The 16,326-nt window shown below is 68.9% G+C and carries 12 protein-coding genes; 5 read left to right on the forward strand and 7 right to left on the reverse strand.

Going from position 1 to position 16,326, the window contains the following annotated elements; translation table 11 throughout:
• The first annotated feature begins 10 nt into the window (after positions 1 to 10).
• Together ACTWQI_RS23730 and ACTWQI_RS23735 are read left to right on the forward strand one after the other, a co-directional pair.
• Positions 11 to 3,520 (forward strand): amino acid adenylation domain-containing protein, encoded by a 3,510-nt coding sequence (locus ACTWQI_RS23730; RefSeq protein ID WP_443273545.1) that lies wholly within the window; start codon positions 11 to 13, stop codon positions 3,518 to 3,520.
• Positions 3,517 to 4,260, forward strand: a complete 744-nt coding sequence (locus tag ACTWQI_RS23735) for a formyltransferase family protein (RefSeq protein WP_443273547.1) — start codon at positions 3,517 to 3,519, stop codon at positions 4,258 to 4,260. Before ACTWQI_RS23730 ends, ACTWQI_RS23735 begins: the two co-directional genes overlap by 4 nt.
• A gap of 849 nt (positions 4,261 to 5,109) precedes the next feature.
• Here ACTWQI_RS23735 and ACTWQI_RS23740 read toward each other — a convergent pair.
• The 3 genes from ACTWQI_RS23740 to ACTWQI_RS23750 form a co-directional block, all read right to left on the reverse strand.
• Positions 5,110 to 5,313, reverse strand: coding sequence for a hypothetical protein (locus ACTWQI_RS23740; protein WP_443273549.1), 204 nt, complete (start codon positions 5,311 to 5,313; stop codon positions 5,110 to 5,112).
• A 531-nt stretch (positions 5,314 to 5,844) separates the two neighbouring features.
• Positions 5,845 to 6,069, reverse strand: a complete 225-nt coding sequence (locus tag ACTWQI_RS23745; RefSeq protein ID WP_443273676.1) for a hypothetical protein — start codon at positions 6,067 to 6,069, stop codon at positions 5,845 to 5,847.
• A 395-nt stretch (positions 6,070 to 6,464) separates the two neighbouring features.
• Positions 6,465 to 7,031, reverse strand: coding sequence for a DUF5994 family protein (locus ACTWQI_RS23750; protein WP_443273550.1), 567 nt, complete (start codon positions 7,029 to 7,031; stop codon positions 6,465 to 6,467).
• A 300-nt stretch (positions 7,032 to 7,331) separates the two neighbouring features.
• Between ACTWQI_RS23750 and ACTWQI_RS23755 the strand changes: the two genes are divergently transcribed.
• Positions 7,332 to 7,859, forward strand: a complete 528-nt coding sequence (locus ACTWQI_RS23755) for a DUF5994 family protein (RefSeq protein ID WP_443273677.1) — start codon at positions 7,332 to 7,334, stop codon at positions 7,857 to 7,859.
• Positions 7,860 to 7,892: 33 nt separating this feature from the next.
• Here the strand turns inward: ACTWQI_RS23755 and ACTWQI_RS23760 are convergent, their stop codons facing one another.
• The gene (locus ACTWQI_RS23760) at positions 7,893 to 8,165 is read right to left on the reverse strand and encodes a hypothetical protein (RefSeq protein WP_443273552.1); all 273 of its coding nucleotides are present in this window, start codon (positions 8,163 to 8,165) and stop codon (positions 7,893 to 7,895) included.
• Positions 8,166 to 8,428: 263 nt separating this feature from the next.
• Positions 8,429 to 8,698, reverse strand: coding sequence for a hypothetical protein (locus ACTWQI_RS23765; protein WP_443273553.1), 270 nt, complete (start codon positions 8,696 to 8,698; stop codon positions 8,429 to 8,431).
• Positions 8,699 to 9,363: 665 nt separating this feature from the next.
• Between ACTWQI_RS23765 and ACTWQI_RS23770 the strand changes: the two genes are divergently transcribed.
• A complete protein-coding gene (locus tag ACTWQI_RS23770; protein ID WP_443273555.1) occupies positions 9,364 to 10,500 on the forward strand; it encodes a fatty acid desaturase family protein in 1,137 nt (378 codons plus the stop codon).
• A gap of 271 nt (positions 10,501 to 10,771) precedes the next feature.
• Positions 10,772 to 12,013 carry a PP2C family protein-serine/threonine phosphatase gene (locus ACTWQI_RS23775; protein WP_443273557.1) on the forward strand — a complete coding sequence of 414 codons (1,242 nt, stop codon included), beginning with the start codon at positions 10,772 to 10,774 and terminating at the stop codon, positions 12,011 to 12,013.
• 534 nt (positions 12,014 to 12,547) lie between these two features.
• Here the strand turns inward: ACTWQI_RS23775 and ACTWQI_RS23780 are convergent.
• A complete protein-coding gene (locus ACTWQI_RS23780) occupies positions 12,548 to 13,438 on the reverse strand; it encodes a S1 family peptidase (protein WP_443273559.1) in 891 nt (296 codons plus the stop codon).
• A 400-nt stretch (positions 13,439 to 13,838) separates the two neighbouring features.
• Positions 13,839 to 16,199 (reverse strand): hypothetical protein, encoded by a 2,361-nt coding sequence (locus ACTWQI_RS23785; RefSeq protein ID WP_443273561.1) that lies wholly within the window; start codon positions 16,197 to 16,199, stop codon positions 13,839 to 13,841.
• Positions 16,200 to 16,326: the final 127 nt, after the last annotated feature.

Raw genomic sequence — 16,326 nt, forward strand, 5'->3', positions numbered from 1 at the left:
GGATACGGCAATGACACTTCGTCACAGCACCGCAGCAAGCACCGCAGCAGACCGGGCCGCGAAGGCTGCCGGAACGGGTGGATACGGTGGCGCCGCCCTGGACGTACCCGAGGTGGATCATCCCGGGGATCGCCCGGGCGTCTACCGGCGCCGCGTCTCCCCCACCGAATGGCTCTACCTCGCCGCCCGCCGACTGGGCCCCGGGATGGTGCTGCAGCTGGTGGTCGAGGGGGAGGGCACGCTCGACACCGAGGAGCTGCGGGCGGCGGTCGCGACGGCCGCGCGGGCCTGCCCCGGTTCACGGCTGGTACGGGACGGCCGGATCTGGCGCGACTCCGGCCTGGCGCCCCGGGTGCGGGTGGTCGGGACGCCGGCCCCGGGGCCCGTCGCCGGGCGGCACTCGGGCTCCGAACGGCTCCGTATCCCGGGGTCACTTGGCGGTGCGGAGGCGAGGGAAGGCACGGAGGCAGGTGCAGGTGCAGAGGCAGTTGTCGGTGCGGAGAGTGCGGAGGCACTGCGAGGTCCGCTCGACCCCGACGCGGGCCCCAGCTGCGAGGTCGTGCTGCTGCCCGGCGCACCCGGGCGGCCCACCACGCTCGCCTTCCGGGTCTTCCACGGTGTGATGGACGGGCACGGCGCGCTGATCTGGGCGACCGAGATCTTCCGGGCGCTCCGCGGTGAGGATCCGCGGCCCGCACACTCCACGGAGACCGACTACGCGCTGCTGGCTCAGCTGAGGGCGACGGGCCGCCGTCCCACCCTGCTGCTCGACCAGCCGTCCCCGCTGGCCACGACGGACCCGCAGGCGGGTCCGACGGCGCGGGGGGTCGCGGCCCGGAACGCGCTGTGGCGGCGCCGTACGCTGCCGGGACATCACCCGGCGCTCACCGCGCGGCTCGCCCAGGCACTGGCGGACGCCACCGCCGTACCGGCCCGGATCATGATTCCGGTGGACTTACGGCGGCACCGGCCCGACGTGTCCTCCACCGCGAACCTGACCCTCCCTGTATTCCTGCGACTGAACGCACGGGAGGACTGGCGCACCGCCCAGGCGCAGTTGCTCCGCGCCCTGAACGAACGCCGCGAACTGGCAGGCGGCTTCGAGTCCGGTCTCGCCCGCCTGCCGCTGGCCGTGTCCGCCGCGCTGCTGCGGGCCGGGCGGGCCGTCTCGGAGCGCCACGGCCGGCACCTCGCTTCGGCGATCGTCTCGCATCTGGGCCGGATCGACCTCGCCGCGTGCTCCGGCCCGGGGTTCACCGCCACCTCGGTCTACGCCTTGCCGGTGCACGCGCCCCTGGTGCCGGTCTCCTGCGTCGCCGTCGAGACCGCCGTGGGCACCGAACTGACCGTCGGATTCCAGGGCGGCGGAGACCTGGCCGCCCGCGCGGACGCGCTGCTCGACGGATTGGTCGCGGCACTCGGCGAGCCGGCAGCGGCTGCCTCCACGACGGCCGTCGCCGCAGCCCGGTCAACGACCATCACAGCAGCTGCCCCGGCGGCGTCGCCGCCGCAGACCACCGTGGTGCGCCTGTTCCGCGACCAGGCGGCCCGTACGCCCTGCGCACCCGCGCTGGTTGGCCCGGAGGGAGAGGTCAGCTACGCGGAGCTGGACCGCTCTTCCGATGCCGTGGCCGCCGAGCTGCTGCGCCGCGGCATCGCGTCCGAAGCCCGGATCGGCCTGGTCGTGGAGCGCTCGCCGGCCGGAGTCGCCGCGCTGTGGGGCATCCTCAAGGCAGGTGCCGCGTACGTGCCGCTCGACCCGCACCACCCGGACGCCCGGATCGGACAGGTCCTGGGTGACGCGGGCGTGACGGTCTGCCTGACACAGCGTCATCTGCACCGCCGTATCGCGGCCGCCGCGACGTGCCCGGTGGTGGCGATGGAGGACATCCCCGACGACCCGGCCCCCGGCGTGCGGCTGCCCGAACCGGCCCCGGAATCCCTCGCCTACATCATCCACACCTCCGGCTCGACCGGACGCCCCAAGGGCGTGCAGATCGAGCATGGCAGCCTGGCCGGCTTCCTTCGCTGGGCCGCCGAGCTGTGCCGGATCGACGCCACCACCCGCTTCGCCTTCCTGTCCTCCTACGCCTTCGACATCACCTGCTTCCCGGTTTTCCTGCCACTGCTGGCCGGTGGGGCAGTGGTGCTGCTCCCCGGCGAGCCGACCCGTACCGCGCTGCAGAACGTGCTGCACGAAGGCCGGGTGAACACCGTCGCCGTCACGCCGTCCCACCTCGATCTGATCGAGCGCTTCGATCTGGCACCCGGGAACGTGCGCACCCTGCTGATCGGCGGAGAGCAGTTCACCGTCACCGCCGCCGACCGGGCCCGCCGCCGCTTCGGCGCCGACTGCCGGATCGTCAACGCGTACGGTCCCACCGAGGCGACGGTCGCCTGCCTGGCCCATGTGCTGGACGGCACGGAACCGGGCCCGGCCGTCCCCATCGGGCACCCCGGGCCCTATGCGCAGGTCGAGTTGATGGCCTCCGCCGGGCGGCGGGTCGGCCTGGAGGAGGCGGGTATGGTCGGCGAGATCGTGGTGTCCGGGATTCAGCTGGCCCGCGGTTATCTCGGCCGGCCGGATCTCGACGCCGAGCGCTTCGTGGTCGGCGAGGACGGCGTGCGCAGGTACCGGACCGGTGACCTCGGCCGCCGACTGCCGGACGGCGGCATCGAGTTCGTCGGACGGACCGACGACCAGATCAAGATCGCTGGGCATCGGATCGAACCCGCCGAGATCGAGACGGCGCTGGAGGGCCATCCGGCCGTGCGCCGGGCGGCGGTGACCGTACGCACGCGTCCGGACGGTGCGGGGCCGACGCTGTGCGCTTACGTCGTGGAGGACACGCCCGAGGTCCGTGCGGCCGGTGCGGATAACGGTGCGCTCCGTGCCGATGCCGGGCCAGTCGCACAAGATCCCGGGCAGCCGTCGCCCTCGACCACCGCGGCCGAACTCGGCGCCGTACTACGCGAGTACCTCGCGACGCAGCTGCCCGCTTACCTGGTGCCCGCGGCTGTGCTGCCGGTCGCCGACCTGCCCAGCACGGTGAGCGGCAAGGTCGACTTCGCGGCGCTTCCCGATCCGTACGCGGGAGTTCCCGACCGGAACACGGCAGTTTCCGACCCGTCCACGGCACTTCCCGACCCGTCTACGGCACCTTCCGAACTCGTCGGGGTACCGAGCGAAACGGTCGCAGCCCCGGCCGCCTCCCCTACCGCCGGCACGGACCCCGGGCCGCCTATGTCCGCCGTCGAGGACCGGGTGGCCGGGATATGGTCCCGCATCCTCCAGGTGGACCGCCGACTGCTGGGGCGTGCCGCCGACTTCACGCAGCTGGGCGGCGACTCCCTTGCGGTGCTGGAGATGCTGTCCGCCGTCGCCTCCGAGGTGCTGGACCCCGGACAGGAGGCGCAGTTCATGGACGAGCTCGAGCACCTCGTCGACGACCTCACCCTGGAGCGGGTATGCGCCGCTGTCGGCCTGGCGCTGAGGCGGCGGACGGAGGCCGACGTATGATCTTCGTGGGCCGGGGCGCCTTGTTGGGGCGCGCCGTACAGTTCGCCCTGTCCACCGGCCAACAGGTCGACCTGGTGTGCTCGGACGACTCGGAGGACGCCGCGTCCCTGGCCCGGAGCTCCGCTCCGTACGCGGTCGTCGTCGACATCAACGCCCATGCCGACCGGCTCGCCGACGCGTGCACCGACGGCATCGTCTGGTCCATCAACAACCGGATGATCTTCCGTGCTCCGGTGCTCGACTCCGGCCTGCGCATCTACAACATCCACAACGGCCTGCTCCCGCAACACCGCGGACTGCCGTCCGTCGCCGTGCTCTTCGCCCTGCTGAACGGTGACGTCGAGTACGGCGCCACGCTGCACGAGGTCGACGCGGGCATCGACACCGGCCGTGTGCTGGCGGAACAGCGCTTCCCCATCGCTCCGGAAGCCCGCTATCACCAGGTCCTGATGCGTGGGGTGCACAGTTGCCACCAGCTCTTCCAGAGCTCCCTCCAGGCCGTCGTGGAGGGACGGCCCCTGACCCACCCGGCACCACCGGCGGACGTCGAGGCCCCCCGCACCGGCTACTACGGCCTGCGCGCGCTCAGGGAACTCGACGCGTACGCCGACCATCCGGCCTTCGCTCGCGCCACCGACCTCGGGATCTTCGCCCCGTACGTGCCGGAGGTGGCCGAGGCGCTGGCACAGCTGTCGAGGACGACTACGACGACTCCGCCACCCGGCCGCGCTGGTCCCTGATCGCCTCCACCCGCGTCGCGGCAAGGCCGAGGCCGAAACCGGCGTTCCTATCGGGCCCGGCCGGAGCGGTTGATAGCCGGTCACTGCTCGGCCGGATGGCGCCGCGGCGGAAGAGGGGTATGACGCGAATATGGCCGTTGGGAGTCGACATCGGGGTGCCTTCCCTTCTCTCTTCGAGTAACGGCGCCTGCTTTCACCGTCGATGGACGGTGGCGGTGCTGAACTCCGCCGCATTGCCTGCCGTTGCTCCGGAACACAAACGAACCGTCAACAGCCCGGCAAGCACATCGGCTAAAGACTTCGGTTGAGATTTCGGTACCGAGAGATCGTCAGATGAGCCCGCTGAGCCCGCTGTTCGGCAGCCTTCACCAGCCCGCATCGGAACCTGACGACGGCAGACGCTCGTCCCCCATCCCTTCTCGGTACCGAAGCAACTACCGAGATTTCGTGGGCATTCGCTTGCCCTGGGTAGCGGGGATGCAGTTACCTCAGGCGCACGGGATCTCGACCGACACAGTCGAGTGCCTCGTCACAACTTCCCACAAAGATCGGGGAAAACCGCCCGCCCGCCGGGACCCGCGCCGAGTGCGGGCGGGCTCTCCTCCATGAGGCAGCAGCGTGGCGCCCGCACACTGAGCACGACCGCGAACGCATGAGCGGTGCGCCACGTAATCCAGGGTGAGGTGTGAGTCACACCCCTCCTGAGACGGGCCGCCGGCGGGATGGCACCCCACGGGCCGTCGGCGCGCCCTCGACCCCGGTCGTCCGAGTCCCGAAGCGGACGGCCGGGGTCTCCCGCGCATACTTCACGCGGCGAATGACGAGCCGATTCCGGGACGGACGATCCGCTCAGGCCAGGATGTGCGCCAGAAACCACACCGCAAAGCCGGTCCAGGTAAGGGCGAATACCGCGCGTCCAGGACGGCTGTGCACCCGGAACCATTCGCGCACGCGCTCAGAAAGAGTGTCCCCTGCCCGGGTGTTGAACAGGGCGATGATCTCGTAGACGAGACCGGCCAGGAGCAATCCGCCCCAGATCAGGTTGGCAGTCATCGCGCCACCCTCCTTTCTGTTCTCCATTCCCTCACGACGAGATCGCGGAACCCATCACAACTCCCGTTTCAGCTCGAGCCCGGTCCCCAAATGCCGTGGCCGGCATGCTCCTTGTCCCATTGCTCGCGGACCGCGAGGGCATCCACACGAGCTTCAGACCCCGTGCAGCAATCCCGGCATGCGCTTCGAACTACTCAGGCTTCCGAGCTGGTAGCCCGCAGGCAGTGGATCGGACGCACGTGTGCGGCTTTGTTGGAGCCGCCCGAGTGGGGGGAGCCGTAATCTCGCAATCCCACGCCACCCATCACGCCAGGCCACGCAGCTCAGCTTCCGACCGCCGCCAAACCTACCGACGAACGGCAGTCGGCCAAGCTCGGAGAACGCCTCGAGTAACGCAAGATGCTCAAGGCCCACCTGCATTCCTCAAGGTGGGCCTTCAGCACAACCTCAGTCTTTCGCTGTTGCGCCAACACGTTGGTCTGGTCACGGGTGGGGTGATCTCAGCAGGTGATCCGGAGCGGTACGCCTGTCTCAGGCCTCGTCGGCGTGCGGCCGCTCGGTGGCGGACGAGTGGTCGGTGAGCACTCCGGAATGGAACGACTGCAGGGCCTGGGGACGATGCGTGGTGTCCACGGTGAGGTGGAGCCGCGTGCTGCCGTCGTGGCCCGCCGGGTAGCTGCGCTGCTCAGTGCTGGCGAAGCGGCGGCGGAGCGCTTCGGCCACTTTCCGAGCTGCTTCGGGCGACGCGGCGACGATGCGGACCTCGGCGAGCCCGAGCGGGGCTGCCGATGCGTCCGAACTCCTGGTGGGTGGCTCTCGGTCCGAAGTGGTGACCCGGCCCGGGGCAGCGAGCAGCTTGCGCGAGCCCATCACGCCTCCTGCCGGCTGCCTCGCGGACCGCAGCCGTCGACGGCTCCTGCCCGGTCGCTCCCCGCGAGCACTTCCCACGGGCTGACCGGCAGACGGACCGGCGGTACCGGTGGTGTCCTCCTGGGGCCCGGTGGCCCGGCGGCGTCGGTACGGCAGGACATCGCTGTACCGGAAGGCTGCGATCCGCTGGTCGTGCTGGCCGTTGAGAGCGCGGATCAGGAGGGCTCCTACGGCGATCATCGCGAGGATCACGGCCACGGTGATGGCGGTCGTCATCGTTCTCACATCCCTTGGACAGGGCTGGCGAGCCCGGCCGGATTCGCAGGATCGGACGGCGCAGGACCGCCTTCGGACTCCCACTCCGCCTCCCGGCCACGCTCGTTCTCCGCGGCGCTGAGCGCCTCCTCGTCCGCCATCAGGCTGCTGGCGGTGAGGCGGCCCCGCGGCTCGATCGCGGCTGCCATCAGCCGGGCGGCTGCGGCCTCGCCGCTCTCGGGCGGGATCACCAGTAGGTCCCAGCGGCCCGTGGTGTAGGAGAGCAGGAGCAGCTTGTGCGGGTCCTGCTCAGGTGCGAACCAGCCCACGTGCACCACGTGCCCGGCGACGGGCACCTTCCGCGGGATCACCGGCCAGAATGCCGGGTTCACCGCGATCCGAGTGATCCGCCCCCAGCGGCGATCCAGTACGTCGACCAGCGCGGGGAGTTCACGTGCGAGGTCGCGGGAGTAAGGCCACCAGGCGCCGTCCAGAAGACCTGGACCGACATCCACCGGGGTCAGGGACAGCCGGACCGGTGGTGAGGACACGCGCCCGTCAGCTGTCGGTGTGTGGTCGATGGTCAGGGTCATAACGCGGACCTGACTCCGGGCGCGTTTCCGTCTGCCCGGCATAATTGATCACCAGGAACGACCCCGACATGGAAGCCGGCGTCCGAAAGTTCCCAGTACCTCGAGCGTACTCCGGTCGAGACCCGGCCGGGCCTTGATCGGCCTGTGGGTTTCACGACTGTAGCCACAGCCGGGACGGCCTCACCGCGGCGTACCGTGGAGGGGAGTACCGAGGACGCCCCGCACGTCGGCAGCCGTGCCGACGTCGTTCCGGACGGTCAGCGGGCCCTGCCGGGTTCCGCGGACGGGCGGCGCACCATGATGGCCAACTCCCAAAACTCACCCCGCCCCAAGCTGCTGCCGAATGCGATTCACCGGCGCGTGGAGCCGGGCGCGCTCCTGCTGAGGCTGGAGACGACTCGGACTCGCGGAGGAATTCTCGATGGTGCGTGGTGGCCGCGCTCCCGTGACGTCGGCGCTCAGCTGCCCGGCTTGATCTCTGCCTTGACCAGGCATTTGGGCCACATCGCTCGCGTCGGCCTGGACACGAGTGCCTGGGGCGAGGTCCCGCTGCACCTGATCATCGATGACCGGGTCGTACCCATCGATTCGTATCCGGTCGGCGACGATACGGTGCTCATCACCCGTGGCGATCAAGATCACTTCGTGCTGCTGGTGGTCCCGCCCGAGGCGACTCCGTCGGCGGCACGGGAGGCGATGTCCAGGGCCGTGCAGGTCGACAACGTCAGACAGGCCGAGCAGATTCTCATCGACACCAGCATCAATCCCGTGCACGCACAGTCCGTGGCCGAGCAAAGCACCGACTGGGAGCCCGGCGAACCGACGTGAAGCCTGACCGCAAAGCGACCCCGGCGCACTGCGTCAAGCCTGCTCTTCTTCCTTGGCCTCCATGAAGCGGATACCTTGGTGCGTCAGCATGACCATGGCGGGTGTATTGCCCGCCGCCCAGTCGACCGTGATCAGATCTTCGCCTTCCAGATACGCACAGGCGGCGGCGATATCCGCGTCGGGGATGCCGAGATCGTCACGCAGCTTTGTCCCAGTGATCCCCAGAAGGCGATTCCCTTCTGCGGCCTTGTAAAGCGCCTGAATGATCTTCTCGCGGTACGCCTTCCGCTCAGCAAGAGATGCCATGCCCGTCACCTTCTAAGACGCTACGCCCCAGCTCAACGCTAGGCCCTCGACTCGTCGACGGCGAGTCAAGAGGCCGCGGAAACTCGGCTACGAGACGGTCTGGCGGGATGCCCTCAGCCCGCTCGGACGCCAGGTGGCGGCACCATGCTGTGGCTCGGCGTACTCGTCGGTTATCTCTTCGTGTCCGCCACCTGGTCGGCGCATGGGTTCGGGCCCCGGAGCCGCCGTATCGAGCGTTCCTGCGACGTGCCGTGATCATCTCATCAGTGCTCGACCCCGTAATTGTGCATGCGCTCGGCCAGCGTGAGGGGTGTCTCGTCGAGACCGGTGACCGAGCCGGTCGCCATGCGTGCGCACACCCCCTCGCAGGCGAGCAGTTGTTCTTCGCTGTGGTGCGAGACCACCTTCGCGTCCGTGCCCGGTGACCGCCGGTAGTCGGTGCGGCAGATGATGCAGACCAGCCCGGCAATCATCTCCTCGGTCGGCTCGGTGCGCCGGTGACGGCGGTTTGAGATGGCGTCAGGTGAATACATCAGGCAGCACTCCTTCTTGCACATGGGCGCGGGACCGGAGCGATTCCGGGCGTGGGCCAGGAATCTTCCGGCTTGTTCGGTAGTGCTCAGGGAGCAGTGGCTGTACTGCTCTCCTTGGGCCGTCGCGGGCCCGGCGGCGAGCCGACGACTCGGTGCGCGATACGCGGTGACCGGCGGGTGGGGCCCTCTCCCAGACCCGATGTTTCCGGCCTTGCCGTTCCCCGCGGTCGGCGCCGCAACGGATGACGGCACCCGAGGTGCGCGGGGTATCGCCACCGTACTCGCCTCCGGGCTGTGGAGTGCACCTGCCGGTGCCGGGCCGCACGGGAACGGGCTTTCGGCGTGAGGGGAGTACGGTGGTAGTGCCCAGGGCAATCCGCAATGGCGGCTGCGGTGCCGCCATCCTGGGCGGTTCACAACACGGGGCGGGCCCACCAACCCCGGAGAGGGCGTCTGGACGCCCAGGGAGGCCCGCGTTGTGGCCACTACGGCCTCGACACAACCGCGCGAGCAGAGGACGACGCGGTCCGAGCACCTGCCGGGCGAACCGGCTGACCGTCATGATCCTCGTCCACTCCCTGGTGGCCCGCTAGGGCTGGCCCCCCGACGGCACCGCAAGAGCTGCCCGCATCCGTGTGCCGCTACATCAATCAGGATCGAGATCTATGGATTCCTCAGACTTCGCTCAACTTCGCGTGTCCACGCGCGGGCCGACCGGAACCTCCTCGGCCCCGCAGGCCGACCCCTCCGGGAACAGCCCGGGCGGGCGCACGACGCTCCGAGAGCGACCCACAGGCAGTGACTACGCGCTGCTCTCCCGCCGGGTCAGGAGCGCTGGGCTGCTGCGGCACCGACCGCTGCACTCCGCTACGGCGCTGACCGGCACGCTGCTTCTCCTGACCGGCGGTTGGGCGGCTTTCCTCGTGATCGGCGACTCCTGGTGGCAGCTGGCGGTCGCCGCTGTGCTGGCCTTCGCCTTCACCCAGTGCGGATTCCGCGGCCATGAAGCCGGCCACCGCCAGCTGTTCCGGGGCAAGCGGACCAACAACATGATGGGGCTGGTGTTCGGCAACCTCTTCATCGGTCTCGGTTTCGGATGGTGGGTGGCCAAGCACAACCGTCACCATGCCCATCCCAACCAGATCGGCCGCGATCCCGACATCGAGGCCGGCGCCGTGGTCTTCGACGGTCAGGACGCTCCCAGGCGCACGGGTGTGGCCGGTTTCATCACCCGCCACCAGGCCACTCTGTTCTTCCCGATGCTCCTGCTGGAGGGCTGGGCGCTGCACGTGGACACGGTCCGGGCGCTGCGCAAGGGCAGGACGAGTGCTCCTGCTCCCCTGGCAGTCGAAGCGCTGGCACTGTTGATCCACGCGGCGGCGTATCTCACCGTTGTGCTCCTGGTCCTTTCGCCGCTGAAGGCGCTGGTGTTCGTCCTGGTACAGCAGGCTCTCTTCGGCCTGTACATGGGAGCCTCGTTCGCCCCCAACCACAAGGGCATGGCCATGCCCGAAGAGCACGAGCGCCCGGACTTCCTGCGTGCCCAGGTCCTCACCTCGCGCAACGTGCGGGGCGGGCGTGTCACCGACTTCGTGCTCGGCGGCCTGAACTACCAGATCGAGCACCACCTGTTCCCCAGCATGCCCCGGATCGCCCTGCCGGCCGCCCAGCCCCTGGTTCGTGCCCACTGCGCCGAACTCGGCCTGCCCTACGCCGAGACGAGCTTGCTGGACTCGTACCGACAGGCACTGCGCCACCTCCACGCGGTAGGAGCACCCCTGCGGGCCGAACCGCAGGGGTGACCCAGGACCGGCGTGGAGGGGCGGTTCGTCGTCGCCCATGACCGGCCACGGCTGGGTGTGACATGCCGCCCTTGGCGTAATGGGCTCTTAGGGCCGGTTGGCCCCGTCAAGCTGTGCAGGTTGATGACGGTCGTGCCAGGAGCCCGTGTGGACAGATCGCGCAAGTGGGTCATCGAGGCGGATCCCCCCGCTGAGACCTCCGGATGGGTCCGCGTGCGCCGGGCCCGGCATGGTGACGAGTTCGGGGCCACTGTGGTGAAAGATCGCGGATATGGCCGGGGGTGAGCGGCAGCCCGGCAAGAGCGGGGTGAACCGGTCCGAAGGATTCGGTGAGCGTTTGTTGGGGGTGCTGCTGGACCGGGCACATGAGATGCCACCCCAGCTGATCGCCCCGCTGATCGCCGAAGAGGTGGCCAGGGTCGGTGGGGGTGACCTCTCGATCCTCCTGCAGGATTACGGCCAGCTGATGCTGGTGCCGCTGCCGGGCAGGGGAATGACTGTCGGGCAGCCCGAGCCGATCAGCGACTCCCACGCCGGCACGGCCTTCCTGCAGGCAACCCCCGTCGAGGTATCCCAGGCCGACGGCGTCCGGATGTACCTGCCACTGCTGGACGGCAGCGACCAGGTCGGAGTGATGGCCCTCACCCTCCACACCGTCGATGACGACGACCGGCGACTCCTGCGCAGGCTCGCCGGCCTGGTCGCCGACATGCTGGTGACCAAGCACAGCTACACCGATCAGTTCTTCCAGGCCCGGCGCCTCGAACCGATGACCGTGGCTGCGGAGATCCAGTGGTCTCTGCTGCCCCCGCTGGCGATGTCCGTCCCGCAGGTCGCCGTGGCCGGAATCCTCGAGCCCGCCTACAGCGTTGCCGGCGACAGCTTCGACTACGCCCTCAACGACGAGATCCTGCACACGGCCACGCTCGACGCGATGGGCCACGGCCTGGACGCCGCCACCATGGCAACCGTCGCCATCGGCGCGTACCGGCACGCCAGACGCGCCAACATCGACCTGTCCGAGATCTACGCCTTCATGGACCGGGCGATCGCCGAGCAGTTCGGGCCCGACCACTTCGTCACCGCGCAGATGATGCGCCTGAACATCACAACGGGCCAGCTGCAATGGGTCAACGCGGGCCACCCCGCACCGCTGCTGATCCGCCACCACGAGGTCGTCCAACAGCTGGAGAGCGCGACCACCCTGCCGGTCGGCTTCGGCGGTGAACAGCCACAGATCAGCGAGCTGACGCTCCGACGCGGTGACCAGGTGCTGTGCTTCACCGACGGTGTGATCGAGGAGCGCGAAGCCGGCGGGGAGCAATTCGGCGAGGAACAGCTCATCGACTGGGTCAACCGCATCGGGCGGACGGAGAAGGGAGTTCGGGCGGTGGTGCGCACCCTCTCCCACACCCTGAAGGAGGAACGGGGCGGCAGAACCAGCGACGACGCAACCCTCTTCCTCGTCGAGTGGCGCGGGGGCGCCGCCGACCACCTCGCCACCCTGGGGTAGACCGGCAGCCGCTCCACCATCGGCGGCGCCGACGACGCAGAGCCGACGCATCCGAAGAACCGGACACCGGTCGCTGCGGCTGCCGGCACGGCGGCATCCGTACGGCACGCCCGCTCACGCACGAGCACCGGAAAACCGCGGCGCCCCGGCCGGTCCAGCCCAGCCAGGGCGCTGCGTAGCAGGTCAGAGGGGGCTCACCGCGCCTGCGCACGGTAGGCCGTGTGGGACTCGAACCCACAACCAATGGATTAAAAGGATGGCGATCGCCGCCACCCAGGCCACTACCTGCGGCGACGCCGCGGAGCGCACCTCACGGAGCCACGACTCCCCAGGTTGCACGGATGGGAGTTGACACGAAGCTTGACACGCGCCGGGCTCAGCCAGCCTCCAGCGACGAACGGGTGCCGCAGACCACGGACTGTTCAACGTCACCGAGCGCGCCGACTTGCGCTTGAGCTTCACGCCGGAGGGCACGCAGCGGCCCCTTTCAGGCAATCGCCAAGTGCCGGAAAGGGGCCGCGGTGACCGGTGCGGTCAGCCGTCCAACTGGGCCTTGATCTCGTCCGCCACGGCCGCCACCCGGGCGTACACGCCGTACTTGCCCGGGCGGGCGCAGCCCTCGCCCCACGACGTGACGCCGATGAGCTTGCCGTTCTGCTCCACCGGTCCACCGGAGTCGCCCTGACACGTGTCCACTCCGCCGGCCTCGTAACCTGCGCAGAACTCAAGGCCGAGGTCCACCCGCTCGCCGTAGGCGGCTCGGCACGCGCTGTCCGGCGTGACCGGGACCTCGGCCTGCCGCAGGACCTGCGAGGCGGAACCGTTTTCCGCGGTAAGTCCCCAGCCGAGGATGCGTGACTTCTCGTTGTACTGCGGCGCCTCGCCTTGTGCGGGCAGGGCGAGCGTCTTGTAGTCCAGGTTGGAGGCGAGGGTGAGTACGGCGATGTCGGCCCCTTCCTCCACGCTCCCGTGCAACCAAATGTCCTTGACCCCCACGACGGTCCCTGCGTTGGTGGTCCGGTCGGTACGGCCGGCAGTCACCCGGACTGAGGACGGATCGAAAGGACCGCCCCAGAACGTGACGCAATGCTTGGCGGTCACCACCTTGTTGGGCCGAACCAGGGTCCCGCCGCAGAGGAACATGCCGGCGTTGACTATGACGGTCCACGGGTACTCATCAGTGGTGGTGGGGGTACCGCCGACAATGGTCCCGTGTACGCCGCCGGACCGGGGGCTCGGTACTGGGTCGACCTCGGCCCCAGCCTGGACGGCGCCGCTGCGCCCCCAGTGATAGGTACTCCAGCTGCGGTCGGCCTGCGCCGGCGCCCGGTCAGCCGTGCCCGACATCGCGCCCTGTGCGGGCGCGGTGGGCACAAGCACGGTGGCTGCCGCTACTAAAGGAACGAATATCCTGGTCCAGCGCATGATCGACTCCTTGGAGAGTGCTACGTGGCATGGCACCCGGACCGGGAGGCAATCATTTGTGCGCTGGAGCAAAGGCCCGGGCGTGATCTGTGCACGACTTCCGATGGCGCTTGCTGCTCATCGTCAACGAAGGCTGGACTAGACCTCTTTCCTTGTCAAGAGTTAAGGTATGGACCAATCCTCAGAGCTCCGGCCAACCCACTGAGCCGGCGACGAGAAATCCGCATCAATCCCCTCCCGGCGCTCGCCCTCGCGAGAACCGCACGTCCGCAACCTCCCGTCGGCGAGGACGGCTGCACAAGAGGCACTCGCGCTGGGTAGCTGCACATAGTCTTCGGCCCCGCACGATCGCGGAAGCGATGGGTGCGGGGCCGAAGTGTTCTGGCCAGTGCTGCTCAGGTCAGCTCTGGGCGGTCTTGCGGCGGCGCATCCACCACATCAGCGCGGTGCCGGCGGCGGCGAGGGCTGCCGCGATACCGGCGATCAGGCCGATCGGGGTGTCGGAGCCGGTGTCGGCGAGGTCACCGTCCGGGTCGGGCTTGTTCGCGGGCGGGGTCGGCTTGTCGCCGCCATCGGCCGGGGTGGACGGGTCCGGCGCCGGGGTGGACGGGGTGTCGGTCGGCTTGGGGTCCTCCGGGTCCGTCGGGGTTGGGGTGGGGTCCGGCTGGCCCCCGCCACCGCCACCGCCACCCTTGTAGGCGGTGTTGCCGCCGAGCAGAAGCCGCTTGTCGTCGTCGAGGTCATTGGTCATTGCCTGGACGCCGGTCTTAGTGGACTTGGGCAGGTTGCGGTGCTGGAGGGTGAACTGGGTGCGGGAGATGTTCCGCTTGGGGGACTTGGAGAAGTCCACCCCGCCGACCATGTAGGTGTAGACGGTGCCGCCGTATTCCAGCTCGTACTTGAACTCTCCTTCCCTGAAGATCTTCACGTACCGCTGGAAGAGGTCGCTCTTGTCCCAGTTCTTGTTCTTGCCGCGCAGCGGCCAGCGGGACACATTGTTGCTGTTGATGATCTTGTGGAAGTCGGTCGGCTTCTTCGCGTCCTGCTGGCGGATCCACTCCGCGGCGACGCGGGAGGTGTAGACGCGGCGCAGGTCGGCGTACTGGGGTGCGGTGTTGATCTGCTTCTTGACCTCGGGGACGATCATGGTTTCGACCATGCGCTGGTTGTGGTCGATCTCGGCCTTGGTCAGGTCACAGCCGTGTCCGCCGGGGCCGGGGGTGTTGGTCTCCTGCGGGACGGAGTTGAGCTTCATCGGCGCATCGAGGATGTAGATGCCGCCGTCCTGCTCGCGCACCTTCGCGGGCTCGGGCTCGATCCAGTTGCGGATGCCGTGAAGGCACGGCGTGCCGTTCCGGCGGGCCAGGGAGTCCCAGAAAAGCTTCCCCCTGTTGGTCTTGGGGTCCATCGTTTTGTAGAAGTCGTGCTTCATCTGAAGGTCGGCTTCCAGCAGGATCCGGCCGGCGTCGGTCTTGCCGAACTTGGCGTCCATGATCTTGTCCGGCTGGTCCGGGTTGAGGTTGACCCAGAACTTCTCCGGCGTCAGGGCGAGCCAGGTGAAGAAGGAGTCCGAGATGAGCTGGGCCTTCTCCTTACCGCCGTATCCGGGGTTGACGTTCGGGTCCGTCTTCTTCGCGGAGAAGGCGTAGTCCAGGCCCTTACCCTTGACTGGCTCCCCGACGTAGCGCAGGTCGAGGGTAGTGAAGTCCACCCCGCCCGGCCCGCGTACGCCGGAGCCGGTGGCGTTGCGCTGCTGCGCCCGCTCCATCTGGCGGCGGGCCGTCTCGGGGTTGGGGGCGGATCGGTCGATGACCTTGGTGCCCGGGTTCGCGCCCGGCTGGGGGCGCGCGTTCATGTAGGTGTCCTTGGAGCTGTAGACGGACGGGCGCCACTGCTCCCTGGGGGTGGTGCGGTGCTCGTAGACGCTCACGCGGCGCTGGAGGTCGTTGCCGCCAACGTCCTTGTTGAGCTTGCCCAGCTTGTTGCGGGTGTCCGGCTCCTGATCCCCGCCGAGGACGTAGCGCAGGTTGTGGCGTGCGTAGTCCTTGTGGTTGAGGATCTTGCGGTCCTTGGGGATCTGGCGGTCGTCGTGGGCGCCTCCGGCCTTGAACTCCAGGAACTGCTTGGTGCGCTGGTTGTAGGCGTCGTAGATGCGGCGGATCGGCGGTTTGCCGTCGGGCTTGTCCGGGTCGGGGATCTCCACGGTGACCTGGCACAGCCAGTCCGGTCCGGTGAGCTTGAAGTCGGTGACGACCTTGCGTTCGAAGGCCCCGCCGCGGGTGCGGCGCTCGGCCATGTCGATGTAGTCGTTGACCAGCCAGTCACGGAACTGGTCGTTGGTGCCCGGCGGCTTGTTGCCCAGGTAGCGCTTGTAGGAGGCGAAGACCCGCTTGGGGTCGCCTTCCTCGTACTTGTCGGGGTCCTTGCCGACCTTGTCGAGGTAATCGGCCGGGTTGCCCGGAAGGTTCAGACCGTCCATCGCCCGCCGGTCGTTGGTGAACTCCATCACATCCTGCTCGGTGTCCGGCCGAACGTAGTCGTGCGGGAAGTCGCCGGGCTTGCGGCCGCCGGAGGGGTTGGTCGGGAGTCCGTACTTCTTGTCGCAGCGCTTGCCGCCCTTGATCGCGGCGTTGGCCTCTCCCTGGAGGCCGGGCAGGCCGGGCAGGGCGCTGAAGGTCACCGCGCCTGCGCAGGCGAGGGTGACGGCCAGCCTCCCCCACAGCCGGGCGCGCCGGTATGTGGCTGGTATCGGATAGCTCACGTGAATTCTCCTGGGGGCCCAGAAGATGATGGAAAGACCCCGAGACCGGGGGCGGATGAGCCAGGGCCCCCCGTGTGTGGTCGTTGACCCACCCAAGCACCACACCCTAGACGTTGAACTCATCGGC

This window comes from Streptomyces sp. KR80, from assembly GCF_052245555.1.
GTDB lineage: Bacteria > Actinomycetota > Actinomycetes > Streptomycetales > Streptomycetaceae > Streptomyces.